Origin of the sequence: Tamlana carrageenivorans (assembly GCF_002893765.1) — a bacterium.
GTDB lineage: Bacteria > Bacteroidota > Bacteroidia > Flavobacteriales > Flavobacteriaceae > Pseudotamlana > Pseudotamlana carrageenivorans.
Genome location: NZ_CP025938.1, coordinates 2,668,389 through 2,694,678, shown reverse-complemented (window position 1 = coordinate 2,694,678; position 26,290 = coordinate 2,668,389). Strand labels below are relative to the sequence as shown.

Below are 26,290 nucleotides of genomic sequence, written 5' to 3'. Positions count from 1 at the left end.
ACAACTTTATGACTCCATCATTCCTTTATGCATACCTTGATTGTCTGTTTTCATTACAGTTTCGTAATCTGCATAGTTCCTTGTACTACTATATTTCCAATCTATAAGATTAGTAACAAAACCTTGTTCTACAGGGTTGTTATGAATGTAATCCAACTTTTGTTTTATTACCTCAATAGGTTTGTTATACTGTTGCAAAAACTGTTTTTTTACTCACATTACTTTTTTTATTATCTGCTCTTTCCAACCCTTCGGCTTCGCTCAGGACAGGCTTCCACAATAGCCATTCTTTTCTGCTTTCTTCTGGATTTTCTTCTATTGCCTTTATTTTTTTAGCAGTAAATCCTTTAAAATCTCTTAGCATACCAGAAGGGTCATTATTTTTAGATCTAAAAACAAAATGGCAATGACTCGGCATAAAACAATACGCAAAAACTTCCATGCCCTTTTCTTTTCTGCAATACGTTACTGCCTGCTCTAAGATTGTAAAATAAGCTTGTCTTGTAAAAACATCTAACCAATACACGGTTGCAAAACTTACAAAGCAAGCTGCGGTTGTGATATGGAATTTATATTTTCTACTCATTTGTTTTACTTAACCTTATTGTTTTTCTCCTTTCTTATTACTCTACAGTCACGAACATTTATAGTTGTTATAATATATTACATCCTTCCCTAACTGTTAGCGTCACTAGCAAAACGCTCGCGCTAGCGGGGGCAGTTGTATTGCTCGGACTACAAGTCCGCGCTATCGGGAAACGCTGTTTGATTTGATTGATACGTATATTAGAGATGCTAAAACTAGACAGGCTTATGCTGGATGATTTGTTAGCGTCTCCTTTTTCATCTCTTCATATAAAGATATCACCTCTTTGAAAATTTCTTTAAGAATTTCATAGGTGTTAAACGAAGGCTTTTTCACTAATCCGTCAGATTTTATTCCTCTACTATATTCTATGGACTCACAAATAAGAGAAGCAGGGCCTCCGAACACTAAATTTGTACTATTATTTTTGCCTCCTAAAATAACTTCAACCACTCCATATTTAATAGATAAATGAAGGTTGAAGTCCCAATCGCTTACTGTGTCGGCAATACGGTAAAACTGTCCTTTAGATACAAAATTTGATTCATAACCCAATTCTCTAAGAGTATTTAAGACTACTTTTTTTTCTGTTTTTTCAAGTCTTTCTTCAATTTTTCTGGTCTCGTTACTCAGACTCTTATAACGCTCATAAAAATTGATACTACTAAATATTTTTACACCTATATTTTCCATTATTCTATCTTAAATCTTAAAGTGATATTTTTACTACTAGCTAAATTGATATAGTCTTGAATGTTACTTAAACTTTGATTATTAGATGGAATTTCTAAAAACATTTGACCTTGTAGTGTCTGACCATCAAGATATGGGCTGTACTTTGGAGAATTAATAGCTATCCCAGGACTATATTTAGAAACCATTTCATTCAAGTAGCTTTCAAATGTTGACAATTTAATATCTCCTAAGTCTGTAGCTTTCCTTGAAATAATCTCTCCAGGGTTTCCATTTGCTGGAGGTTTATATGAATCTACACGTTTTCCATTTCCTAAATGCACTTCATTATATGGATACCAATCATTATCAACTGCTTTCTTATTAAAAGCATTACCTCTCGCTAAAGGGGAGTCATTTAACCAATAATCTCTTACTTCTTTCCATTCTAGCCTTTGTCTTGGAACTTTTCCTGAATTAGTTTTTCTTGTTACATAAGCTAAATAATCAGCTTCAAGTATATCATCAATGAATTTACCAGAAGCATCTAACACATCATCCACCGACTTAGCCAACTTCCAACTAATAAACCCACCAGCTTTAATAATTTCCTGTGTTAATTCATTAACAGATTTATTTGTGGAATTTAAATAATCACTAACAATTTTTAGGTTTTCGGTGGATTGTCTTATTTCCTTTGAGCTATTTGATTGAGACAGGACGACCCAAGAGTCTGTGCCATGATCATCTATAAAATTTCTAATGCTTTCAAAGTCATTAACAAAGTTAGCTGAAGAACATTGTGAAAACCCGTTTAAAACACTTAGAATTAAGCTAAGTACGAATATAATTTTTTGCATTTTACTCCCTATTTTTTACTTATAAATTTCCCAAAAGGATCATTCTCACCTGCCTTTACCTCCTTTATTGCTTCATTCCAATAATCTAAAAAAGAGGAATCCAAAGGTTTTCCGTCTTTCCAATACTGGGCACCACTCAAAATATCTGTTATATCTTTATTTTTGGTAAGTTTATACCAATTCTTTAAAAACTGAAGCATAACTTCGTAGCTTTCTTTTTTGTTTAAGTCCATAATATATTTATTTACAAGAAAATTGAAATCTTGGCTTTATATTTATTCCAGCGCCTTTTATATTCCCTTTATATGTGTACACGTATATTTCCTTCTCTCCATCCCCGATAGCGCGGACTTGTAGTCCGTGCCTAAATCCACTCATTTAACCCCAAACACCCTTCAAAACTTAAGAGTAAATAGAGCTATTAAATTCAACTAAAAAACACCTTACTTACTTATGACTATCGTAGTTAATGAAAAAAATTACTTCTTTGTTAAAACTTCCTTGGTTATTACTTATTAGAAGGGGCACGGACTACTCAAGTCCGTGCTAGCGGGTTTATTGGGGAAAATTAATACAACCTTTTACTGATTAAGTGCTATGATTTCTTTTAGTTTTTCTTCTAAATCTCTTGAAAAGTTAGAATATTGAGTAATAGCAAATGAAGTTCTCAAATGTTCTTTCGCATCTTTTTCATTATTCAAAATACTTAGTCTTATTTTTTCAAAATACTCGTAACTTGAATAACCTTTATTTTTTAAATCTTCTATGAAAGCTTTTAACTTTTCATCTAATAATTTATTTCCTTTTTCATTATTTTGATTTAACGAACTTTCATTCTTATCACAATATTCTTTAAATTTAAATTGATATTCTTTCAGCTCAATATCTGTACAAGGCCTCAAGTATTTCTTATCTAAATAGCTCAGTTTAGCTCCGTCAAAATGCTCAAAATTCCATAACTCTAAGTTATAATAATCTCCTTCATCCATATCTAAAATAATTGCGAAAGTTCCTTTTTTATAATCTAAAATATTATTATTCAGTATACACAAATCAAATCTTTTCATATATTTATCTATTTAATCCAATCAACAAAAGGGGACGACAACAATAATTCATTTTTATTATCATTTTTTATTACCCGATAGCGCGGACTTGTAGTCCGTGCCTAAATCCACTCCTTTATTACACTCATTTAACCCCAAACACCCTTCAAAACTTAAGAGTAAATAGAGCTATGAAATTCAACTAAAAAACACCTTACTTTCTTATGACTATCGTAGTTAATGAAAAAATTACTTCTTTGTTAAAACTTCCTTGGTTATTACTTATTATTACGGGCACGGACTACAAGTCCATGATATCGGGGATATTTTTATTCCCTCTAAAAATATATTTTTTCTTCCCTAATTTGGTGAAATCAGAATAATTATCTGCCAATTTCCAGCAATTCTGTACTCGAATAATCATTTAGAAAACTAATTACAGTTTCTAACTTTTTTATGTCTTCTTCATTCTGCCAATTTTTCTTTTTAAACAAATTTCTATAAACGCTGATTAAATTTTGATAATCAGGATTATTTACTAATTTTGCTAAAATTAAACCATGATACCCACTTAAAGGATTTTCCGGATTTTCATTGATTAACTTATCTAATTGTTTCAAATTAGAGATAGCTATGAGTTCTGGAAACCCAGTAGTTTCAAAGTATTTTATTGTTTCATTTAAAGAATCATAAAGTTCATTCTCATTTGTAATTTTGTATTCTAAATTGGGATACCTACCTTCTTCAAATAATTGAATTTGATGAAAAGCCATGGTCAATGCATATTTATTTTCAGGAATATTATATTCTTCGGGAAATAATAGTCTACAAATTTTAGTAACTGTCTTATTTCCGATGCCATAAGAGAAATTTGAAGGAAATATATCATTATAGTCATAAATTGTGAACATAAAGGAATAATAGAAATCATCTTTTTTATTAAGATATCTATATTTCCACCTTTTAAAACCTATTTTAGAAAGTCTACTATCCAAAACAATACTTTTAATTTTTTCTAATTTTTTTTTATTCATTAATTCAATAATATTTTATAAATATTGTAATCTTTAATTTTATTGTCATTAACTAAAAACTCAATTTTAGGATCAATTTTTATATTTTTAGGTATAATGGGAGAATTAGGATTTAATAACTCAAAATAATCAGAAGCATTACTTCCTTTAGGTGTTATGTTTTCTACATTTCCTTCCCTAATAGCCTTGTAAAAAATTTTTTGGTTTTTTGTGCTTCTAATAGTAGATAGGTTATTAACATTTTGCTTACTTAAGTCAACTTTAAGACTACTTTTAGCATCAATTATTTTAAATTTACCACCACCAATATCAATAAGATTGTCTAGTCTACAACGCACAGGTTCCTGAATACCTTTGATTTTGATATCAACAGTTATTTGCCTACCAACTTTAGTGTATCCATAAGTTTTACGCAAATAATTTGTTACATTAACTTCATGATTCTGCCAGAATTTTTTTGCTTCAGTACTAATATCATTGTTGGTCGCTAGGATTTCAGCTTCATTTTCTGGAAAATCTTTAGCTTTTACGTTTACATCATCAAAGGAGTTATTAATTTTACCTTCAATATCAATTTTTTCTACAGTAGAGGAACCTCTATTATTTGGATTCTCGTCCCCATAGCCGGTAAACTCTAAATCTCCACCTCCATTGGCCTTAATTTTGTTTCTTAGCCTTTGTAAAAAGCTATTAATTTGGTTTGGGGAAATTCCTATTTCTTTAAAAATACCGTAAGCTAAACTCTTAAACGCTTCCTGTTGATCCTTGCCCAAGTCTTTAAAAACTCTTGCCCATCCATTTACAAATGCTTGCGGATTCTCATTAGCTAATGTCCTAAGTGTTTTAAAAAACTGCCCTCCCTGATGCAATCCGATTTTTGTAGCAGCACTAATAAATACTCCGTTAATACAAGATTTAGTTTCAAAAGTAAATTCATACTCTTCAGGATTTATTATTCCTTCGCTCAATTTTGTACCATTATAAACACAATCGACTGACAGTTCTACCAAGAATGGAGACTGAATTAAGCCTTTTACACCCTCATACGCAACATTCACAGGATTTACTCCAAGAATTGATTTACCGATATCTGCCTGTTGTTCAGGAGTACCAATCCAGTAATATATAATTCCAGCTTCAATTATGGTGGTCGCTGCCATTGCCTTGGAGGCATTAACCCCTCTTTCAACACTAATGACCTCAATGAGGGAAGGAATAACAAATTCTGCTGCTACTGGTGCTAGGATGGCAACATACAATGGAGTGACTATCATCATTTCTAGTTCTTCCATCCATTTGGACTTTGTATAATCTATGGGTCCCAATTTACCCATATCACGAAGAATACAAGGATTACGTCTTAGTACAGGCTCCAAAATTCTACTTTCCAATAAAGGTGAATATTCGGCTAATTTTAAAAGATCACCGCAATCTTCTTTATACTCATTCGGTGGTGGTATGTCGAGGCTAAAGTACTCTTGCAAAGTGATTACTTGCTTGGCTATCTTTTTTTGAAGTTCATCACTTCCAAAAGAAACTTGCTTATTGTAGAGATCTTTGAAAGCTTGATAATTGAATCGTTTTTCACGCTTACCAATATGCATGGAAATAGCCCATTTTTGATCCGTTGTAATCTCGTCTTTTTGATTGTAAATTATCCGGGTAGTCTTATGAGAAAAAGGCATAATATGATTAGGCTTCTCAGAAATTTTAGACATGTTTGAACTAGCATAGATTTCTTTGATTTTTTTTAAAAAATCGCGATTATATGTACCTAATTCCTTTTTTGCCCTTTCTAAATCTAATCCAGGATATGATTTGGCAGAGTTATTTATAAGACTATCGATAAAAACACGCCCTTTATTAAAAGTATTTATCTTCTTCGGCGCTAAGGGCTGAACAATTTCTCTGTCGGCTCCAATGAAGGCAACATAAATTTCAAGTTTACTACTTTGATTAATAAGAACAAGATAATCGTTTAGGATTTTAAGGTAATTCTTGTCGATTTCTACACCTTCTGTTAGAATGTTCTCAAACCCATCATAATTACGATTTATTTTGGAGATGTAAGATTGAAGATAATCTTTATCTTCTCCTATAAAATAAATATACCAATTCTTCCGAAAATTATCTTTTTCAATGTTGCTTTTGTTATAATCAATCAAATAATCTAACTGTTCAACACAACCTTCAATTACTGGGTCAATAGTTTCTGCATTAGCATTTTCCGTTAACAAAATAATAAAATTTAAAATGATCAGGGTTTTAAACATCAGTTTAATCATAATGGTTATATTTTGAAGGTATTCTTAATTAATCTATAAATCCATCTTAAAAATGGGATGGCAACCAAGACATGCACCACTATGGCGACATATCTCCCACTGGGTATTTTGGTAGCGATGCTTTGTATAAGCACTTTATATAATTTTGTTTTTGATGTTTCGTAATAATCAATATCTGTAAAATAGTCATAGTTGAACGCTAATTCATACGCTATCCAAATAGAAGCCAATGGAATTACAGATAAAACCAGAAGACCTATAAAAAAAGTTTTATAGTCTATACAGTCATCATCTTTCATTTTTGGGTGCTGCTCTTTCAAATCTTATAATTAATTAATATGGATTTATAACTTTCAATCAGTTTTTCTTTGATGTGTGCGATAATAACTTCATCAGATTGTGCAGACATTTCATTAATTTCCTTAATCAAATCAATACCAATCTCTTTAGATTTTTCTATTAGTGCTTGTATTGTTTCTTCATTTTCACTTTCCTCCAAAACCTGGGAAAATAAAGTAGAAAGTAAATCAATTTCAGATTGATAGAACTCCTTTATCTGATTACTAACAGTAGCTCCCTGGGTATTTTTGATATCTACAAAATCAATAAAAATTATATCTTCCTCATTGACGTATTCACCTATAACTTCATTGTAATTTTTAGTGTATTTACTCAAAAGCAACACCTCTTTTTCTTTTCCTTCCCGATATAATTCTTTTATTGCCTTTTTAATTATCCCCCTTACTTCTTTCTTGAGTTTTTCAACTTCTTCATTAGCAATATTTAAATTCCTTTGTGCATCTTTAAAAGAGGCACTGGCGTTCTCCATCTTTTCTTCCGCAGCTTCTTTTTCATCATATGTTTTGGCTTTATCATACTCCTCTTTCGCTACGTCATAACTTTGCTTCATCTCTTCAAGTTGATTTGAAGCTACTTCAATTTTAGTCGCTAATTGTTTAGGTAAATTTCCTTCTTTTACTAAATTTATAATGACATCTGTAAGCTTATTGATATTTTTCATCGTATCAGAATCTATATCGAGAGTTAAGGCTTGCTTGACTACATCTGTAAGACTTCCCAGTACGGCCACCTCATCACCAACATCATTAACGCCACCCCAATTTTTATCGTAATCTGTAAAAACCACACCTTCTGTGAGTTGGTAATCACTATTAATTTTTATGCGGTTAAAATTTACTTTAATCTTGGTGTTTTCTAGATAGGGTACGGTTATATAACCCCAGCCTGAGAAGAAGCCCCCTCCGCCTGCGGCACCTCCCCCAGAAGGGGAGGATTCTACGTTTCCAAAGGATACTTCCTTTACCGTTACTGGAAAATCGCCTGCAGTAAAAACATCATTAATAACAAGGGCTTCTAAAGGTTTTTTATTGGTAATAACTATTTCTGGCGTAATACCACAGGTATAGCTTGGGGTATCGCTAGCGGCTATCATGGTGGTAAACTCGTTAACTTGCGAATAGGTAAAACCTGTGTTTTCTTTACACATACCTCCAACTCGATACTCGTAGGTGGTACCAGGTTCTAAATTGTAAATAGAGGTTTGTTCACTGTATGCGTTATTCTCAAACCAAACAGCCCCCTCCCAACCTCCCCCTGAGGGTGAGGTGTAGTTCTTTTTACGGTATTGTACTTTATATTGTTGATGCTCGGCACCCTGCCATAATATTTTTTGGGTAGTTGGGTTTTGCGCTTCTGCTAGTAAAAAGCTTGGAGCATCGCAGGCGCCAGTGTAGGTAAAGTAATAAATCTCGCTATAGCCATCGTTTTTAAATACGGCGGTTTCGCTAATGCCATCTGTTACGATGGCGCGTACTCGCCAGCCATAATTTTTGTCTGGCAACAAGGCGGTTTCTGCAGGCCCATAAAGCAAGGTATTGGCATATGTCGTGGTTTGATACAGAGGCCTACTGGCTAAAAATGCAGCTTGAGGATCCATGCCAGTATCCCAAATTTCGGCTAATGTAAATTCGTACTGTACGTTGGTGGCATTTAAATGTCTAGGTGTCCACTGAAACACGATGTTTTGGGGGTCTCGTTGTGGAATTTGTTCCCCACGATTGGGTAGGTTTAAAAAAGGAGGAGCATTGAGTACCAAATAAGCTGTTGCGCAACTTTTTCGGGATAAGGGTTGCCCAGAGCGTTCATCGAAGACTTCAAAACAAAAACGATATAAGCCTTCTGGTAAAGTTTTATTGTATTGTTGTGGGGCAATGCCACTTAGATTTTGTAATGAAAAATAAGGTTGCAGGTCTAAATTGGTAAGCCGTAGCGGCATACCTCCATCTAGAATAATGGGATGAGCGCCTATAACAACTTCTGTACTTTGAATAGAAAGTCCCGCATTATTTTCGATATAGATTTTTAAAGTGACCCTACGGTTGGAATCTGCCACATCGGTTAATAACATATTAACAATTACGCGCTCTGATTGTGCCGTGCCGTATTCTGATAATTTAAGACTATAGGGCGGAATCATTTGCGGGTTAACCTGAACAGGAAAAACCTGAGCATGAAGCTGGAAGTGGCATAGCATCCATAATAAGATGATATAACCACTTTTGCTTATTTTACCTGTAAATTGCTTCATTGTTGGGGTTTCATGTTTTGAATTACTAAAATGCAAAACTTTAAACATAAAGTCTGCATTTTAGTTTATCTACTTTTTTACTATTATTGTTTTTCCAAATAGTATTTATAAGCTTTAAGTCCTGTAGACTCTTCTACAAAATATCTATAAGATAAAGTCACAATGCCAAGGTGCATCAAAATATCATCATCGGCATCGTCATCGAATTTTAGAAGATAATTTCCATCCATTTCGTCCTCATCCCATGTTCCTGTCAATTCTAAATCTAAATCACAATCATTTGTTTGTTCATTTAGGATCATTAGTGTCCGATAAAAGATTTAAAAAGCGGGATTTCCAAGATAGGATTTCCCGCTTATTTTGTATCTTGAAGTTATCACACATCCAAGATATGAATAAAAGTAAAAACTTTAGCGGACACCCCATAATCAAACAGGTATTAAATTTCATTTTGCCCAAAGATGTTCATCGGACAGCCAAAAAGCACAACAGCGATCGCTATACCAAAAAGTTTACCACCTATGAGCATTTGGCCACTATGGTATTTACCGTGATCAGTGGCTGTAGCTCACTTCGTGAGGTTTCCAGTATTATGCTTGCCTGCGAGGGAAAGATCAACCATCTAGGACTCACGGACTTTCCAAAACGCAGTACCTTGTCAGATGCTAACAGGAGAAGAAGCTCTGAAGTATTTGCCGATATTTATCATTTACTCTACAAACGTTACCATCGCTTTTTATCGGACAGCAGACCCTTAGAACCTGCAGTGAAGAACCTTAAAATCGTTGATTCCTCGACCATACCCCTATTTAGCGACATTCTTAAAGGTGTAGGAAGGAACCCGCTCAACGGCAAAAAGAAAGGAGGTATCAAGATGCATACTATGATAAACGCCATGGAAGACGTTCCTTGTCTGATTAAGTTTTCAAGCGCGGCCACCCACGACCACACCTTTTTAAAAGACCTGGAACTCAAGAAGGGCTCTTATGTGGTTTTTGACAAAGGGTATGTGGATTATGAGCAATACCAAAAATGGACACTGGAAGATGTTTACTTTGTGACTCGGCAAAAGGACAATGCTCGCTATACAAGCCTTGAAGAGTTTGATATCTCCAATAAAGTGGACGATGCTGTCCTAAAGGACGAAAAAATAGGGCTTACGGACAAAAACGGCAATGCTTTTTCCCTGAGGAGAATCGCTTTTTGGCACGAAAAGCACCAAAAAGTTTATGAGTTCATCACTAATAATTATGATCTTGACGCAGACAAAATAGCCGACATCTATAAAAATAGGTGGCAGATTGAGACGATGTTCAAGCGGCTTAAACAGAACTTTCCGCTAAAGTATTTTTTGGGAGACAATCAAAATGCCATCGAAATACAAATCTGGGTCAGTTTGATAATCCAGCTCATTATGCTTGTGATCCAAAGAAAAGCCCAAAGAAACTGGGCTTATTCCAATATGATGTCCGTCATACGATACCATTTGATGACATATATCGATTTGTTCAAATTCCTGAAAAACCCAGAAGCTAATTGGGAAGAGATTACAACCAAAAACATTGGGCAATTAAGCCTTTTTGACCCATAAGGAGGTTCTGTTTTCAAAATAAAGAGTACGATCAATAAAAAAGGCCAACACCAAAGCTTTTTTAGCTAATTCTGTTTTTTATCGGACAACAATATAAAAAAATGTAAAAAAAATACAGACGAATACTTTGAACAAGTATTTAACATCTAAAATTATGGCTAAACAATCAAATATTACACCTCAAGGAAAACCAACAAACAATCCGAACAGCACTCCCAATCCGAAAAGTAATAATAGTATGCCACGTTATCAGTCTCCACCAGATCCTCCTCCAAAAAAAGAATGATTAATGTTAATTTTTACCAACAATACATACTTCCTTAAAATTTTTACTTCTATATCCCAAAAAGTATATTTTTGGAAGACTTATGTCATTTTTTCGGTTTATGGTTATTCCTATGATTTAAATGGATGGTTAAAACGTATTTTGAATTATAGGTTTTCAATAGTACAAACACTTAAGGGATTAAGTCCATATTCAAAAATTCATCCTAAGAAATACTATTCATTGTAGTACTACTTTCATTTACTTTTTTAACTTTAAGGTTTCTTTAAGATTAAGCCACTAAAGTTTTCAGAAAACTAAAATAACCCCTTATTGGGAAGTAACAGACATTACCTCAAAATGACTAAAAAAACAACGAAAGCCGATATAAATTTCGAACAGGAATTATGGAAGGCTGCAAATGAACTACGCGGAGCCGTTGCTGAAAACCAGTATAAAGATTTCCGTATTCAAGAACTTAACGCAACAAATCTAAATTAATAGATTTGTAATTATGGTACGAAAAAAAACAGGTAGACTTACCCTTAAAGAAAGAATACAGATTGAGACTCTTTTAACTGAAAAAAAGAATAAATCATACATCGCTATAACCATTAACAGAGCTCGATCTACGGTTACAAGAGAAGTTAATAAATGGGTGCAAACAGATAGAGATAAATACTCAGCAGAACTAGCTCATTGGTGCGCCAAAGATGATTACCTAAACAAAAGAAATATTGATAAAATATCTAAGTACCCTAGACTTCGAATTTATGTCTATAGGGGCTTATTATCACAATGGACTCCTGAACAAATTGCTGGAAGACTAAAAGAAGAATTCCCAAATGATCCTATAATGTCTATTTCTCACGAATCAATTTATAGGTACATATATGCAAAGCCTCAAGCTAGTTTAAATAAAAAACTAATTAAACTCCTCGTACGCAAAAAAACAAGACGTAGACCCTCTAAAAAAAGACGCAGAACAGGATCTAAAATATTAAACCAAGTCAGTATAGACCTAAGGCCCGAGCATATTAACCTAAGAAATGAAATCGGACACTGGGAAGGAGATTTAATGATTGGGAAGGATCAAAAATCGGCTATTGGAACTATCGTAGAACGCAAATCTAGATATACATTAATTATCAAACTAAAAGCCAGGAACTCTAAGGAAATTGCTAAAATGTTTTCTAAAGAACTTAACAAACTAGATCCCATATTCAAAAAATCTATGACCTACGATAATGGAATTGAAATGGCAAGACACGAAACAATTACCAAGAAAACAGGTATGAAAATTTACTTTGCACACCCCTATTCTTCTTGGGAAAGAGGTACCAATGAAAACACTAACGGACTCATCAGAAGGTACCTCCCAAAAGGAACAGATTTTAACAAAATTGACTTAAATACATTCATCGAAATTCAAGAAAAATTAAACAATAGACCTCGTAAAATTATTGGATTTAAAACCCCTAATGAAGTTATGATAAAAGAACTAAAAATTGTAGCTTAGACTCATACAAAAAAAAGCAACGTTTGTTGCGTTAGAACCTTGAATGCAGCATTTCATTTTACCACTTATATTCCTAAAGCATATCTCTGAGCGCTATGAACTAAGACGTGACACGTTAACTCTGATGCTTAATGATCCTAAATCGGATTACTACACTCAAGACACAGAAGAACAACGCTATGTTTTAGAAGACTCAGACGAATACCTTTCTAAGAACACCTACATCATTCCTGAAAAAGCAACATGGCAATTTCTACAGGATAATGCTGAGCAGGACAATATTAAAGTTCTGGTTGACGATGCCTTCGATTTACTAGATGATACTCTAGCGACATACAGGCCAGACTTAAAAGGGATTCTCCCAAGAATATTTGTTAAAAGCCAGCTAACAGCGAAGCAGGTTGCTGGTTTAATAAACTTATTGGCTAATCCCAAACTTTCCGAAAAGGAAAACCCAGACAGTGACATTTTGGGTAGAGTGTACGAATACTACATTGGAAAGTTTGCCATCGCCGAGGGTTCTGGTGCGGGGCAATTCTTTACTCCAGGGAGTATAGTACGCTTGTTAGTCGAAATGATAGAGCCTTACGAAGGCAAAATATTTGATGCCGCCTGTGGTTCGGGAGGAATGTTTGTTCAGTCCTTAAAATTCCTGAAGGCTCATAATGGAGACAAAAAGAATATTTCAATCTACGGACAGGAGCGCTATGATGGTACACTTCGTTTATGTAAAATGAATCTTGCTTTACGTGATTTATCTTTCGATGTCCGTTTAGGAGACTCTTTACTGCAAGATAAGTTCCCCGACTTAAAAGCCGATTTCATTATTGTAAATCCGCCATTTAATGTAAGCCAGTGGCACCCTGAAGATTTACCAGAAAATGACCCACGATTATTTGGTCCTAGAGAAGAGTTCACTACCGATGGTAATGCCAATTATATGTGGATGCAAACGTTTTGGAGCCATTTAAGCGACAAAGGAACTGCTAGTGTGGTTATGGCAAATGGTGCCATGACATCGAACAATAAAGGCGAAAAAAACGTACGCCAATATATGGTAGACAACAGCATGGTAGATTGTATAGTGCGCCTCCCAGACAAGTTGTTCTTAACAACTGGTATTCCAGCCTGTATCTTTATTTTAAGTAAAAGCAGAGATGGTAAAGATGACATACACAGAGAGCGTAGCAATGAAATTCTGTTTATAGATACTTCTAAGATGGGCACCATGGAAAGCCGTAAGCTACGCGTATTTACCGATGAAGATGTTAACAAAGTTGCCGAAACCTATCATGCTTGGCGCAATGTTCCTTCTAAGGAGACAGCGCAATCTGTTAGCTATAAAAATATAGACGGCTACTGCTATGCTGCTACCCTGGATGAGGTTAAAAAACAAGACTACAAACTGACACCTGGCATTTATGTTGGTACCGAAGCTATTGAAGATGACGGTATACCTTTTGAAGAAAAAATGGAAGCTTTAAAAATTCAATTGCAAGAGCAGTTCGATATGGGCAATGAATTACAACAACAGATTTTAGATAATTTTAAAAAGATTTAATTTATGAGCCCTTTTGAAAGCAGCAATATAGATTTTAAAAGTTTAAAAAAAGTAGTTGGTCCTAAATCTGACCTTAAAAGCTTGTCTGAGACCTGTGTTTCTTTTGCAAATGCACAAGGAGGCTTAATTGTTGTTGGTGTAGAAGATGGTAAATTAGAGCCTCCGGTTGACCAAAAAATTGAACAAGATGTGGTGAATAAGACCATCTCGAGGTTAAGAGACTTAACAGATTCTGTTGGTATTGTAAACCCTGAAATTATTACTCATGAAAACGGGGGACAATATTTTAAATTTATAATCCACCCCTCTACACGCACTATTGCAACAACTTCTACGGGTAAGGTTTTTGTTAGGGTTACTGATAATTGTGTACCTGTTTCTGGAGAAGAACTTACCAACCTAGCCGCAGAAAAAAGTGCTTTTCAATGGGAGTTAGTTTCTATTGGTAAAGTAAAGCTAAAGGATGCGGACATAAACCAAGTTACTTATTTTGTTGAGCAAATACAGAATTCAAAATTTGTTTCAGATTTTATTAAAGAAAAATCTAACGAAGAAATATTAGAATTTTATCAATTAATTAATCAAGAAGGATTTTTAACGAATTTAGGTGTAATTTGGTTGGGTAAAGCAAACCAAAGGGCAAGGTTAAGTTACCCATTAACGGTGCAGTACATTGTATATAATGATTTTGAGGAAAAAATAAGAAAAAAAGATTGGCATTTTCATTTACATAACCCGAAAGAATTACTTATTGAAATTGAAAAAGAAGCTGTCGAATTAAATTATACAACCGAAATTTCAAGTGGTCTTTTTAGAAAACAAATAAGGAATTACCCAAAAGAGGTTATTAGAGAATTACTTATTAATGCTATTGCTCATAAGCGCTACACTATTTCTGGAGATATATTTATAGAAGTCTACCCTAACAGAATGGTTATTACTAATCCTGGAGGTCTACCTTTAGGTATTACTGCCAACAATATTTTACACGAAAGGCATAGACGCAACCCACACCTTATTCAAACGCTTCATGATTTAGGGTTAATGGAAGGTGAAGGTTCTGGATATGACTTAATTTATGAAAAACTAGTACGAGAAATTAAACCTTTACCAGTAATAGAAAGTTCAATAAATAAAACTTCGGTTACGGTATACTCAGGTGTAGTAGATAAAGAAGCTTTTGAAATTTTAGAATATATATCACAACACTTTAAATTAAGTCAAAAAGAATATATTGTATTAGGTTTAGTAGCCTCAGATAAAAAGATACTTTCAACACAATTATCTCTAAAATTACAGTTAACCACAGAAGACCGCTTAAGGAGTTGGATGGGTAGCCTATTAGAAAAATCCATTCTTACATCTAGGGGGATAAAAAAGGGAACAGAATATTTATTAAACCCAACCTTATTCTCGCAATCTAGATTAAATATAGCGCCTACTTTAAAAACCATTGACAAGGAGCAATTAAAGCATTTAATTATAGAGTATTTAAAATATAACGGGGAGCGTTCTAAACAAGACATACACAAGCATATTAAAGATGTAGAATTAAACGATATACAAAAATGTTTGTATGTGTTGGTCGAAGAAGGAATTTTACTTCCCTTGGGCGGTAGAAAAAACAGAACGTATAAATTGGCTAAAAAAAAATAAATGAAAAATAAAATTGAAAATAAAAATCAAAAAACTCAGTGTTTACAAGGGGTTTCTTTTTTATCTTTTATTTTTTTCACAAAGAAAACTTCTAATAAATGCCCGAAAACTGGAAAACATATAATCTATTTGATTTTATTAACCCGTTGTGCATTTTAAATAATGCTAATTTTAATATTATTAATGTTTCTCCCAAAAATAAACTTATTGATATACTGAATAGTTGTTAAAGCAGTTATCTTAGCTACGATTCTTGTTTTAAAACCTTCAAAAGTTTTAGCATAATTGCGTCTTATCATAAATTGGTCACAAAGTTGTGAAAATAATGTTTCTATCCTTTTCCTCTTTTTTCTAAATACATAAGGCTGTACTTTGTAATTTTTTTGATTGCTTCTCATAGGTGTATTTAGCGTTATATTACAGGTTTCAAACAAGTTAAGCTGTATTTCTGTTGATAAATAGCCTTTATCACCAATTAATGTACAATCGCTTATTTGCATCTTAATATCTTTAAGATAATTAATATCGTGTACAGATGCTGGACTCAAATCGATACTTTGAAAGACACCATTTACAGAACAAACAGCGTGCAGTTTATAACCGTAATAATTAGAACTTTGAGCTGCACAATAACCTTTATCTGGAAATGCATAAGTGTTTTCTTTACAAATCTTTGAACGAGAACTGCGTGATAATTTACAAACTTCTAAAGGCATACTATCTACTACAAAATAATCTTCAAATTCATTAAAATGGGAAGCTAAGCTTAACCTGATACTGTTGAGCTTATTAACTAGTTTTCGTCTTCTTCTATTGTAGACACTTCTCTCTATTTTTGATAATAGGGAATCTGGAAGTTTTCTAAAAAGGTCATTTTCACTATCTATTCCCATAAATTCGGCAGTAAGACTCAAACTGATAAGTTCTAAATCACTAAGCTTTGGTTGTCGTCTTTGATAACTTAAAAGTTGTTCTTTCGATATTTTTCTTAATACTTCCAATATTCTTTCGTAATTTGCACTCAAGTTGTTCATTATTAATGATTTGTAGTTAAATCAATTTACTGATTTTCAGTAAGATGAACAACTTTTTTCTTTTAAATCATAATGCACAACGGGTTTTATTAATATAAATCCAAGGATGCAATTCAACTCAAAGGAAGAGTTTTCTTTTGTTGAAATGAAAGACTTAGATTCTAATAACAAATCTGTTACCCCCTCAGATTTTAAAAAATTAAAAGGTGGTGCTAAATTTCAAAATGGAGATACATTGTTTGCAAGGATTACACCTTGTTTACAAAACGGAAAAATTTGCCAAGTAAAAGGATTAAAGAATAATAAAGGTTTCGGCTCTACCGAATTTCTGGTGTTTAGAGGAAAGGAAGGGGTTTCAGATTCGGACTTTGTTTATTATTTATCACGTGATTCATTTGTTAGACAATTTGCAGAAGCGAACATGATTGGAACCTCTGGAAGGCAGAGGGTTGCTAAAGAAGCTTTTCAAAATTTAGAACTCGAATTACCACCCCTCCAAGAACAAAAAGCCATAGCATCCATCCTCTCTGCTATAGACGACAAAATAGAAAACAACCTAGCTATTAACAAAACACTAGAAGATATGGCTATGGCCTTATATAAACATTGGTTTGTAGATTTTGCCCCCTTTCAAGATGGTGCGTTTGTAGATAGTGAACTTGGACAAACTCCTAAAGGTTGGGAGGTTAAGAAACTTGTTGATTTTTGCAACTTAACTATGGGACAGTCTCCAAAATCGGAATTTTATAACGATAAAAAAATAGGCTTTCCATTTCATCAAGGAGTTAAAGATTATGGAGAAAGATTTCCTGAAGATATTACCTATTCAACAGAAGGTAATCGATATGCAGAGGAGGGCGATATTTTATTTAGTGTTAGAGCTCCCGTGGGAAGATTGAACATTGCAAAAAATAAAATCATTTTAGGACGTGGTTTAGCATCCTTAAGACTTAAAAATCATTCTGAAAATGGTTTTCTATTCTACTTGTTAAAAAACAAATTTACTGCTGATGATATTATTGGAGATGGAACAGTATATAAATCTGTAAACAAAAAGGAAATAGAAGATTTGTATTTCGTACTTCCTGATTTCAAAATCATTGCAGAGTTCAATAAATTGATAGCAAGCATTGATAATCAATATTTGAGTAATTACACAGAAAACCAAACCCTTATTCAATTACGAAACACCCTATTACCAAAATTAATAAGTGGAGATATTCAATTAAAAGCAATTAGACAACAAGTCGAAAATGCTCTCTAAGTAAAAGCCTATGACCACAGAAGCCAATATAGAAAACGCCACCATAGACTGGTTAAAAGATCTCAAATACAATTATACCCTGGGAACCGAGCTGCCCCAGAATAATAAGGAAGTCGTATTAAAAGATCAGTTATTGGCTTTTATAAAAAAACAATACCCGCAGCTTCCGAATGAGGTTCAGCTATTGGCTGTTGCCGAATTCACAAATAATGTGGGTGCCGATTTGGAACACCGCAACCGGAACTTTCATTTAAAATGTACCAAGGGCATCGATTTTAATTACGAAGATGCTCAGGGTAACGAGAAAGCGGTGCACATCTATCCTATTGATTTTACAGTGTCAGGCAAAGACAACAATTCCTTTCTGGTAGTTAATCAGTTTAGTATAACAGGTAAAAATAAGCGTCGGCCAGATATCATCATTTACATTAATGGTCTGCCATTAATCGTATTCGAACTGAAGAACTGGTACGACGAAAACACCAACATAAAAGAAGCTCACAATCAGATACAGCATTACAAAAAGGATATTCCTGTATTGTTTGAATACAATGCCTTAACCATTATCAGCGACGGTAACGAAGCGCAGCATGGCATGTTTTCTTCAGACATGGAATGGTTTGCGCCTTGGAAAAGCATTAACGGTAAAGACACGGTAACGGAAGATGATTTCCAGATGCACACCTTGCTCTTTGGTTTATTTCCTAAAGAGCGCTTACTTAACTATATCAAGAACTTCATATTTCACGAAGACCATAACGGTTCTCTAATTAAAAAGGGTGCCAAGTATCATCAGTTTTTCGGCGTTAATTTTGCCGTAGAAGCAGCTAAAAAATCGGTTCGTCCTTTTGGTGACGGACGTATTGGAGTAATCTGGCATACCCAGGGTTCAGGTAAAAGCATTTCCATGGCCATATATACGGGGATTTTAAGAAGTCTCCCAGAATTGAAAAACCCAACTATTGTTGTTCAGGTAGACCGTAGTGATCTGGACATGCAGTTATATGAAAACTTTGTACTGGCAAAAGATTTGGTTGGAGATGTACAACATGCCGATTCGACTGAAGATTTACGAAAGCTTTTAAGTGCAGGCGCAGGAGGTGTCATTTTTACAACCATAGAAAAGTTTCGCTTGAAATCAGGTTCCGATGAGGTTTTAGGTGAACTGGAACACCCTGTATTATCCGAACGAGAAAACATTATTGTCATGGCCGATGAAGCGCATCGCACACAATATGGGCTTCTGGATGGCTTTGCATCTAACCTTCGTAAAGCCTTACCTAAGGCTTCGTTTATTGGATTCACAGGAACACCTGTTGACAGTAAAGATGCAGATACCGAAGAAGTTTTTGGGGAGGTGATACATACTTACGATATTAAACAGGCAGTAGACGATAATGCCACAGTAAATATTTTCTACGAACCACGATTAGCCAAATTACATCTCTGGAATGAAAGCATTGATAATGAGGTAGACGAAATCACTCAGGACATTGAAGATAACAGCAATTTAAAATGGGCTGCTGTTGAAGATGCTGCGGGAAGTGAAGATCGGGTAACTAAAATTGCTAATGACATCCTGAATCATTTTACCAATAGAATTTCTACTCTGGATGGAAAAGCGATGATTGTATGTATGAGTCGCAGAAACTGTGTAAAAATGCATAATGCATTAACATCACTTGATAGCTGCCCTGAAATTGCTGTGGTAATGACGGGTAATATTTCTAAAGACCCTGTTGAGTGGAATGAACATATAAGAACTAAAGATGCTACAGAAGCGCTAAAAAAGCGTTTTAGAAAAAACAACGACCCTTTAAAAATTGTTATTGTTCGCGATATGTAGTTAACTGGTTTTGACGCGCCCTGTGTACATACCATGTATGTGGACAAAATAATGAAAGGCCACAATTTAATGCAGGCCATTACCCGAACCAACAGAGTATTTAAAGACAAAAGAAACGGTGTTATTGTTGATTATATTGGTATTGGTGATAATTTAAAATCTGCTACAGATAAATACACGAAAGGTGGTGGAAAAGGCAAACCTACTCTGGACATGGAGCAGGCTTTGGAACTGTTCTTTAATCAGATAGAAATCTGTAAAAGCTTTATCCCTGAGAATATTGAATACTACGAATGGAAAAGACTCAGAGATGCTGATAAAGTTCTGCTAGTAAAACGAGCAGTAAACCACATCATAAAATACGATGAAGAAGCTAACGACTTTATGCTTGGAGAAAAAAAGCTTTCTGGCTTATTGTCTATCGTTAAAAGTCAGCCAGCCATTCAAGAGGCAATAGTCGATGTGCTTTTTATACAGCATGTATCTAAGGCTATTCGAAATGCCAAGTCTGTAAAATCAACTAGAAGCGAACAAAAGGAAAAAGTTAAAGAACTCATTAGTCAAAGTATAGACTCCGAAGACATCGTAGATGTATTTGCTATGTCGGGTATTGAAAAACCAGATATTTCCATTCTGGATGAAACGTTTTTACTGGGTGCAAAAAAACAAAAGGATGGCAATGCCTTGAAGATTGAGTTGATAAAGAATATTTTAAAAGACGAAATTAAACTTCGCCTTCACAAAAACATAAAAAAGTACACTTCTCTAAAAGAAGAGCTAGAAAAGGTTATAGATAAATATCATAATAATGCACTTGATAGCTACGCAACAATTGTAGAGCTTATAGACCGTGCTAAATCTTTGCAGGATGAAGCTAAACGTACAGACGAGTTAGGATTAAGCGAAGAAGAATTAGCCTTTTATGATATTCTTGCTGCTAAAAAGGAAATTATTAAAGAGGAAGGTCCCATTCAAGATATCGTCCATGCCGTAGTAAAAGCTGTAAAAGCTAATTTACAATTAGACTGGACAAAAAAAGAAAATGCAAAAGCCGCAATACGGTTGGCCGTAAAAAAAGAACTTCGTGGCAAGGTGTCTATTACTAAACTAAATGAAATCCTTCAGGAAATTATGCAACAAGCAGAAGGTCAATTTAGTGACTGGAGTGCGTAACCATGTTAAACTTGCAGGATAAATCTTAAAAATGAGTTCTAAAACAATTAAAAGTAAATTTTACAAATATCCAAGCTTAGAAGAAGGCAAAATCCAGACAAAATACATACCGAACTATGACAGTTTTCGGTTTAAAAGAATTAATGGTGTCACAAGTGTTTTAAACGGTGACCTAGAAACCAATGAAGTACATCGAAGAGACAATCTTTATAATTGGAATCGCGTTTTAACTAACAAACTATTTAAATTACATGAAACCGAATTATTTTTAAGAGTACATTTTGAAAGAGGAATTCAGGATAATATTATAGAAAGTAACGAAAGAGAATTAGTAGACGGGATCCAATTTCAATATTTTGTTGAAATCTATTACTATTTTTACTTTTCTTGTCTTGAAGTTTTAGCACAAATTTTAAATTGCTTTTATGATTTAAAATATGAAGATCATCAAGTATGTTTTAAAAAAAAGTTATTTAATAAAATACAAAATGATGACATAAAAGGTCTCCTAATTGAATTTAATTCAAGCATAGAAACCACTAGAGAATACAGAAACCATTTCACACACAAATTCCCTAAGAATGAAAATGATTTACGCACAAAATTAAGTCATTCTGATGGAAGGAACATGATTCATATTAGCATGGGAAATCGTGTTAAAAATGAAGCTTTTTTAAAAAACATAGAAGATTCCTCTAAATTACTTAAAATCTTACTCGATAAATTGAAACTGGAATTTGACGACGAGATAAATGAAAAAAATTAAATGGTGTAGTGCAATAAAACATTATATCTCTTCAATGATTGGACACTATCCCGTAAAGTGTGTAAGTTATAAATCGAGGGTTTAGCTTTTTTAAAGTTGAACCCTTTTTTCAAATATAGTTAAAAACTGGTTTAAAATAATGCCCCAGTTCCTAATAGGCATCGACCATTTTTTGGTAGCCTCTCTAAGGGCTAAAAAAGTGGACTTCATAACAGCCTCATCTGTTGGGAATGAGAGCTTGTTTTTAGTGTACTTTCTGATTTTTCCATTAAGGTTTTCAATAAGGTTGGTAGTGTAAATGATTTTTCTAATTTCAACAGGAAATTCATAAAAAGCAGTAAGCTCATCCCAGTTGTCTCTCCAGCTTTTAATAGCATAAGAGTACTTGTGTTCCCATTTCTGAGCAAAGTCCTCTAAAGCAGCTTTTGCTGCGTTTTTGGTGGGTGCATCATAGATATTTTTCATGTCTTTTGTAAATTCCTTCTTGTCTTTCCAAACAACATAGCGACAAGCGTTACGAATCTGATGTACCACGCAAATTTGGGTTTTAGATTCAGGAAAAACATTTTTAATGGTGTCGGTGAAACCGTTAAGATTATCTGTGGCCGTGATAAGCAAATCCTGAACGCCTCTGGCTTTCATATCGGTTAGTACACTCATCCAAAAGGCTGCCGATTCATTCTTACCCAGCCAAAGTCCTAAGACTTCCTTTTTACCATCTCTACGGAGTCCTACGGCGATGTACATGGTTTTGTTAATGACTTTAGAGTTCTCCCGAACCTTAAATACAATACCATCCATCCAAGTAATTAAATATACGGGCTCCAGGGGTCTGTTTTGCCAAGCAATAATATCATTGGTAACTTTATCTGTGATACGTGATATGGTAGATGTAGATACATCAAAATCGTAAACTTCTCGGATTTGCTCTTCAATATCAGAATTACTCATACCCTTGGCATAAAGGCTGATAATGACGTTTTCTATGCCGTCAACCATGTTTGTGCGTTTAGGAACCAGCATAGGGGTAAAAGAAGCTTCTCGGTCTCTGGGAACTTTAATATTAGTCTCTCCTAAAGCTGTTTTTATCCTTTTAGATCCATAGCCGTTACGGGTATTGCTATTATTGGATTGCTGATGTTTCTCATAGTCTAAATGAGCGTCAAGTTCTCCTTCTAGCATCTTTTCAATACCTCGCTTTTGGATGGATTTTAGAAAAGAGGTTAGTTCGTCTCCTGTTTTGAACTGTTTTAAAAAATCGTCGTTTAGAAAATCTTCTTTCTTCATAAGTGTGTAAATTTTAAAATTAAACAAAAAATATCGAGGGTTGCAACCCTCGATATTTTTTGTTTACACACTTTATGAGATACTGCCAATGATTGTCTTTTATATTTGACTAGGGTTTATCCAATCGTCTACCCGATCGTATAACAATTCAAATAATGTTCGTCTAGATAAAAAGAATTGAGCGTTCAAAGTCATGCCTCTTTTTAAGTTTCCCTTAAAACCATTTTTTAGTTTTAAATCTTTTTCATTCAAACTACATAAGACTTTAAAAATATACTTCTCATTATTAATAGATTCTATGTCTTTAGCAATTTCAATAACTTTTCCGGTTGCAGTTCCCCATTGATTATAATTGTAAGCATCTAATTGAAAATTTACAGAGCTATTTTCTTTTATCATTCCTATGTCTTTCGGTTGAATATAGCATTCTGCTATAAATGGCGTATTAGGAGAAATTACGGCTAATAAATCGCCTGAATTTATTAGACTCCCCTTGCTTAAAGGTTTTACATTTAATAAAACACCAGAAATAGGAGCCATAATACAATAATAGGATTTGTCATTTTCCAATTGTTCTTTCTGATTTTTGACTTCATATAATTCATTCTCATATTCTACTAAAGAAGACTGCCATTTATTTACTTCTTGCTTTTTAAATCGTTCAAGCTCTATTTCTAAGGCATTATATTCAAACTCTGTATTTTCAAATTCAACCTTTGCAATAACTTGTTTTTTATAAAGTAACTTATTTCTATCTAAATCTCGCTTTGCTTTTTTCTTCCTCACTAAAATTTCAGCTTTCTTTTGCTCAAAAACAATAAACTCTTTTTTTAGTTTCAATGTTTTTATTTTAAATGCTTTGGCATATTTTGAGTTAATAATGTAGTTCAAGTCATCCAATAGTAATTGTAATTCATTAATCTTACGATTCAATAAATTGCTTTTTATGTTCACTTCTGACATGTCAAGTTGTAAAAGGGTATCTCCCTTTTTAATATTTTTATTGAATTCTATGGATGAATAAATGACTTTACCAGAATTCATTATATTTATTGAAACCCTGTCTTGAACTGGTCTAATTATACCTCTGGCAGAGGTATGTATATCTACTTTTATAAAAGGTAGAGCTAGGAGCATAATTATAACTGACAATAAAATTATACTATAGATAATTTTACTTTTTGCGGCTATGGTATAGCTATGCACTTCCGAAAGATTGTCTGTAAATTCTTTTGGATAAATTTGATTCATTAATATTAAAATATTATTGTTAGCCTTGTAATCACTTACATTATAACTTTTATTTTATATTTACTATGAAAACTCCTCATATTTAGTTCAAAACAAAACTATTTATATTACAAAACCAATAGTTTAATGAATTAATTAAGCTATACTTTTGGGCAAAATAAAAATTAATCAGAAAACTCAAAATGTAGTTTTTTACTTTTTTCAAAGTAAATAGTTTGATTGTTTTGGTAATCAACAACTTACAGTTTCTGTAGGTTTATACTGTTTTTTGAGTGTTAAAAAACTTTCAAATTAAATCTTGAAAACATACTTTTGAAAGGCCTGAGTGATTTTAAAAATCAGACGTGATTTATTTAAGATTAGACGTAATCATTTATCTCTTTAGGCAAAAATTATATTAATTTAAAAATTTAATTATGACAACTTTACAAGAATTAGACACGAAAGAATTAAAAATCAAAGAATTAACTACTAAAGAAGCAAAGGAAATTCAAGGAGGAGCTATTTTTAGATGGACAGGGTTTCTTGACGGAATAAAAGGTAACGGTAAAATATGTTTCTTTTGTTAAAATAAACCTTAAGACCTCTTAGATTAAGAGGTCTTATTTTCTTAATATATGAATATCCTTAAATATTTTTTTTTACTCACTAGTTTTTTAAGCTTTTCTCAAGTAAGCATAGTCAATTCTGAAAATTTAAAACCAATATATTTTATAGAAATATATTCAGAAAGTGGTAATCTAATAGCCGTAACTAATTCAAAAGGGAAATTATCTAAAAAGCAAATCAACTTTCTAGAGCAAAGTAAAAGTGACTCTTTAGAAATTTATCATAGTGATTATAAGTCGAAAATAATACGCAAAGAAAATCTTTTTCTTGATGGGCATACTATCGAATTAAGTCCAGTTAATTTCGAAAATAGATTAGAAGAAGTTTTAATAAAAGCAGAAAAGAAGAGATTTGTTAAGCTAAAAAGTTACTTTAGAAGTATTCAATTTAACGATGAAAGAGTCCATTATTATATGGATGGAATCGTCTGTACTTATGTCGACACGAAAAATTTTAAAATTAAAATTGATATAATCTCCAATAGATCATTGCAAAACAAAAAAATTAAGCAGATTGATGAAAAAGGGATTATTCAAAGTGATTTTATAATAGCAGGAGTTCCTGATTTTAGAGAGTTTTATAATGAAGATCTCTTAAAAAAAACATATACCTTTAAGGCCTTAGAGGATTCTACCCAGATTTACTTAGATGAAGTTGCTGTTGGAAGAGTTAATGATCAGTTAAACAAAAAAGGTATAGAATTACAACTATACAATAGTTCAAATCCCAAAGTAATGCGTTTTCTTGGTACTGAATCTGTTCTAGAAAATTTATCGATAATTTCTGAATATAAACCAGTAGAATTAAAAAAAGTTAACTTTGGAGATATAAAAAACTTTAAGGAAATTAGAGAATACCGTATAAAACAAAAAAAAGCTAAAGATTATACTAATATTAGAGTAATAAATGAAATTTATTTTTTAAGCAAAGAATTCACAAATGACAAGAAAGGTAAATCTAATTTTTATCAGTTTCTAGATACTAGTAATTACAATGAAACCTTTTGGAATCAATATAAAAATTCAGTCCCTTCTTTACCAAAATCTGTCGAATCATTCGTATCTGAACAAATGATAGAATAATTATGGTAAGTAAAATCTCTACTGTAAGTCCTTAGCATCGTATGAAAAATATTAAAGTTAAACAACATGATATTTCAGATTGTGGAGCTGCATGTATTATTTCAATTGCTAATCACTATAAATTATTTTTGCCCTTAGCAAGAATCAGGCAGTTGGCTGGAACAAATAAAAAAGGCACGTCTGTTTTAGGCATAATTAATGCTGCACAAAAAATTGGTTTTGATGCTAAAGGAGTAAGAGCTGACAGGGAGGACTTGTCGGGACTGTAAACTATTTTGTGTTTTTGCTGTTAGTT

25 protein-coding genes and 2 pseudogenes are annotated in these 26,290 nt (G+C 33.2%); 14 read left to right on the top strand and 13 right to left on the bottom strand.

The features are described 5' to 3' along the window. Positions 1-6: 6 nt before the first annotated feature. The 10 genes and pseudogenes from C1A40_RS12030 to C1A40_RS11985 all read right to left on the bottom strand — a co-directional run bounded on the left by C1A40_RS12030 (position 7) and on the right by C1A40_RS11985 (position 9,393). Positions 7-586: pseudogene (locus tag C1A40_RS12030) on the bottom strand (transposase). A 225-nt stretch (positions 587-811) separates the two neighbouring features. Then, entirely contained in the window at positions 812-1,279 is a 468-nt protein-coding gene (locus C1A40_RS12025; RefSeq protein WP_102996104.1) for a hypothetical protein, read from the bottom strand. Next, entirely contained in the window at positions 1,279-2,118 is an 840-nt protein-coding gene (locus tag C1A40_RS12020) for a hypothetical protein (RefSeq protein WP_102996103.1), read from the bottom strand. The genes C1A40_RS12025 and C1A40_RS12020 overlap by 1 nt, the downstream gene beginning before the upstream one ends. Positions 2,119-2,126: 8 nt before the next feature. Beyond that, complete coding sequence (locus tag C1A40_RS12015; RefSeq protein WP_102996102.1) at positions 2,127-2,351, bottom strand: hypothetical protein; 225 nt, start codon at positions 2,349-2,351, stop codon at positions 2,127-2,129. Between the two features lie 348 nt (positions 2,352-2,699). Next, positions 2,700-3,185 carry a hypothetical protein gene (locus tag C1A40_RS12010; RefSeq protein WP_102996101.1) on the bottom strand — a complete coding sequence of 162 codons (486 nt, stop codon included), beginning with the start codon at positions 3,183-3,185 and terminating at the stop codon, positions 2,700-2,702. A 362-nt stretch (positions 3,186-3,547) separates the two neighbouring features. Further along, the gene (locus C1A40_RS12005; protein WP_102996100.1) at positions 3,548-4,198 is read right to left on the bottom strand and encodes a hypothetical protein; all 651 of its coding nucleotides are present in this window, start codon (positions 4,196-4,198) and stop codon (positions 3,548-3,550) included. Continuing rightward, a complete protein-coding gene (locus tag C1A40_RS12000) occupies positions 4,198-6,483 on the bottom strand; it encodes a hypothetical protein (protein WP_102996099.1) in 2,286 nt (761 codons plus the stop codon). Before C1A40_RS12000 ends, C1A40_RS12005 begins: the two co-directional genes overlap by 1 nt. A 5-nt stretch (positions 6,484-6,488) precedes the next feature. Next, positions 6,489-6,803 carry a hypothetical protein gene (locus C1A40_RS11995; protein WP_158651349.1) on the bottom strand — a complete coding sequence of 105 codons (315 nt, stop codon included), beginning with the start codon at positions 6,801-6,803 and terminating at the stop codon, positions 6,489-6,491. Continuing rightward, positions 6,800-9,139 (bottom strand): fibronectin type III domain-containing protein, encoded by a 2,340-nt coding sequence (locus C1A40_RS11990; protein ID WP_158651348.1) that lies wholly within the window; start codon positions 9,137-9,139, stop codon positions 6,800-6,802. The genes C1A40_RS11995 and C1A40_RS11990 overlap by 4 nt, the downstream gene beginning before the upstream one ends. A gap of 35 nt (positions 9,140-9,174) precedes the next feature. Next, the gene (locus C1A40_RS11985; protein ID WP_102996096.1) at positions 9,175-9,393 is read right to left on the bottom strand and encodes a hypothetical protein; all 219 of its coding nucleotides are present in this window, start codon (positions 9,391-9,393) and stop codon (positions 9,175-9,177) included. Positions 9,394-9,482: 89 nt separating this feature from the next. Between C1A40_RS11985 and C1A40_RS11980 the strand changes: the two genes are divergently transcribed. The 6 genes from C1A40_RS11980 (at position 9,483) to C1A40_RS11965 (ending at position 15,683) form a co-directional block, all read left to right on the top strand. Further along, positions 9,483-10,682, top strand: coding sequence for an IS4 family transposase (locus tag C1A40_RS11980; protein ID WP_102994434.1), 1,200 nt, complete (start codon positions 9,483-9,485; stop codon positions 10,680-10,682). A gap of 154 nt (positions 10,683-10,836) precedes the next feature. After that, positions 10,837-10,968: a hypothetical protein gene (locus C1A40_RS18660; protein ID WP_277871376.1), complete on the top strand. Its 132-nt coding sequence runs from the start codon at positions 10,837-10,839 to the stop codon at positions 10,966-10,968. A gap of 312 nt (positions 10,969-11,280) precedes the next feature. Then, positions 11,281-11,448, top strand: coding sequence for a hypothetical protein (locus C1A40_RS18185; protein ID WP_158651347.1), 168 nt, complete (start codon positions 11,281-11,283; stop codon positions 11,446-11,448). A 13-nt stretch (positions 11,449-11,461) separates the two neighbouring features. Then, positions 11,462-12,466: an IS30 family transposase gene (locus tag C1A40_RS11975; RefSeq protein WP_102994224.1), complete on the top strand. Its 1,005-nt coding sequence runs from the start codon at positions 11,462-11,464 to the stop codon at positions 12,464-12,466. A 43-nt stretch (positions 12,467-12,509) separates the two neighbouring features. Then, positions 12,510-14,027: an N-6 DNA methylase gene (locus C1A40_RS11970; RefSeq protein WP_102996095.1), complete on the top strand. Its 1,518-nt coding sequence runs from the start codon at positions 12,510-12,512 to the stop codon at positions 14,025-14,027. 3 nt (positions 14,028-14,030) lie between these two features. Further along, positions 14,031-15,683, top strand: coding sequence for an ATP-binding protein (locus tag C1A40_RS11965; protein ID WP_102996094.1), 1,653 nt, complete (start codon positions 14,031-14,033; stop codon positions 15,681-15,683). Between the two features lie 155 nt (positions 15,684-15,838). On the opposite strand, the gene C1A40_RS11960 is transcribed toward C1A40_RS11965, so the two are convergent. Continuing rightward, positions 15,839-16,717, bottom strand: coding sequence for an IS982 family transposase (locus tag C1A40_RS11960; protein WP_102994439.1), 879 nt, complete (start codon positions 16,715-16,717; stop codon positions 15,839-15,841). 106 nt (positions 16,718-16,823) lie between these two features. On the opposite strand from C1A40_RS11960, the gene C1A40_RS11955 reads away from it, so the two are divergent. The 5 genes and pseudogenes from C1A40_RS11955 (at position 16,824) to C1A40_RS11945 (ending at position 21,766) form a co-directional block, all read left to right on the top strand. Beyond that, a complete protein-coding gene (locus C1A40_RS11955) occupies positions 16,824-17,981 on the top strand; it encodes a restriction endonuclease subunit S (protein ID WP_102996093.1) in 1,158 nt (385 codons plus the stop codon). 10 nt (positions 17,982-17,991) lie between these two features. Continuing rightward, on the top strand, positions 17,992-19,827 hold the full coding sequence (locus C1A40_RS18535) for a type I restriction endonuclease subunit R (protein WP_241910399.1): 1,836 nt from the start codon (positions 17,992-17,994) through the stop codon (positions 19,825-19,827). 12 nt (positions 19,828-19,839) lie between these two features. Continuing rightward, a pseudogene (locus C1A40_RS18805) lies at positions 19,840-19,950 on the top strand (type I restriction enzyme subunit R domain-containing protein); the annotation flags it as partial. After that, positions 19,951-21,000, top strand: coding sequence for a DUF3387 domain-containing protein (locus tag C1A40_RS18530; RefSeq protein ID WP_422395611.1), 1,050 nt, complete (start codon positions 19,951-19,953; stop codon positions 20,998-21,000). It begins immediately after the preceding pseudogene. A gap of 31 nt (positions 21,001-21,031) precedes the next feature. After that, positions 21,032-21,766 (top strand): Cthe_2314 family HEPN domain-containing protein, encoded by a 735-nt coding sequence (locus tag C1A40_RS11945; RefSeq protein ID WP_102996092.1) that lies wholly within the window; start codon positions 21,032-21,034, stop codon positions 21,764-21,766. A 90-nt stretch (positions 21,767-21,856) separates the two neighbouring features. Here the strand turns inward: C1A40_RS11945 and C1A40_RS11940 are convergent, their stop codons facing one another. Further along, a complete protein-coding gene (locus tag C1A40_RS11940) occupies positions 21,857-23,053 on the bottom strand; it encodes an IS256 family transposase (protein ID WP_102996091.1) in 1,197 nt (398 codons plus the stop codon). Between the two features lie 99 nt (positions 23,054-23,152). Continuing rightward, entirely contained in the window at positions 23,153-24,304 is a 1,152-nt protein-coding gene (locus C1A40_RS11935; protein WP_102996090.1) for an HlyD family secretion protein, read from the bottom strand. A gap of 416 nt (positions 24,305-24,720) precedes the next feature. On the opposite strand from C1A40_RS11935, the gene C1A40_RS18180 reads away from it, so the two are divergent. The 3 genes from C1A40_RS18180 to C1A40_RS11925 are packed head-to-tail and all read left to right on the top strand — an operon-like array spanning position 24,721 to position 26,264. Further along, the gene (locus C1A40_RS18180; RefSeq protein WP_158651346.1) at positions 24,721-24,873 is read left to right on the top strand and encodes a hypothetical protein; all 153 of its coding nucleotides are present in this window, start codon (positions 24,721-24,723) and stop codon (positions 24,871-24,873) included. Positions 24,874-24,921: 48 nt separating this feature from the next. Continuing rightward, positions 24,922-25,995, top strand: coding sequence for a hypothetical protein (locus C1A40_RS11930; protein ID WP_102996089.1), 1,074 nt, complete (start codon positions 24,922-24,924; stop codon positions 25,993-25,995). A gap of 41 nt (positions 25,996-26,036) precedes the next feature. Continuing rightward, positions 26,037-26,264 carry a cysteine peptidase family C39 domain-containing protein gene (locus C1A40_RS11925; RefSeq protein WP_102996088.1) on the top strand — a complete coding sequence of 76 codons (228 nt, stop codon included), beginning with the start codon at positions 26,037-26,039 and terminating at the stop codon, positions 26,262-26,264. The last annotated feature ends 26 nt before the right edge of the window (positions 26,265-26,290 follow it).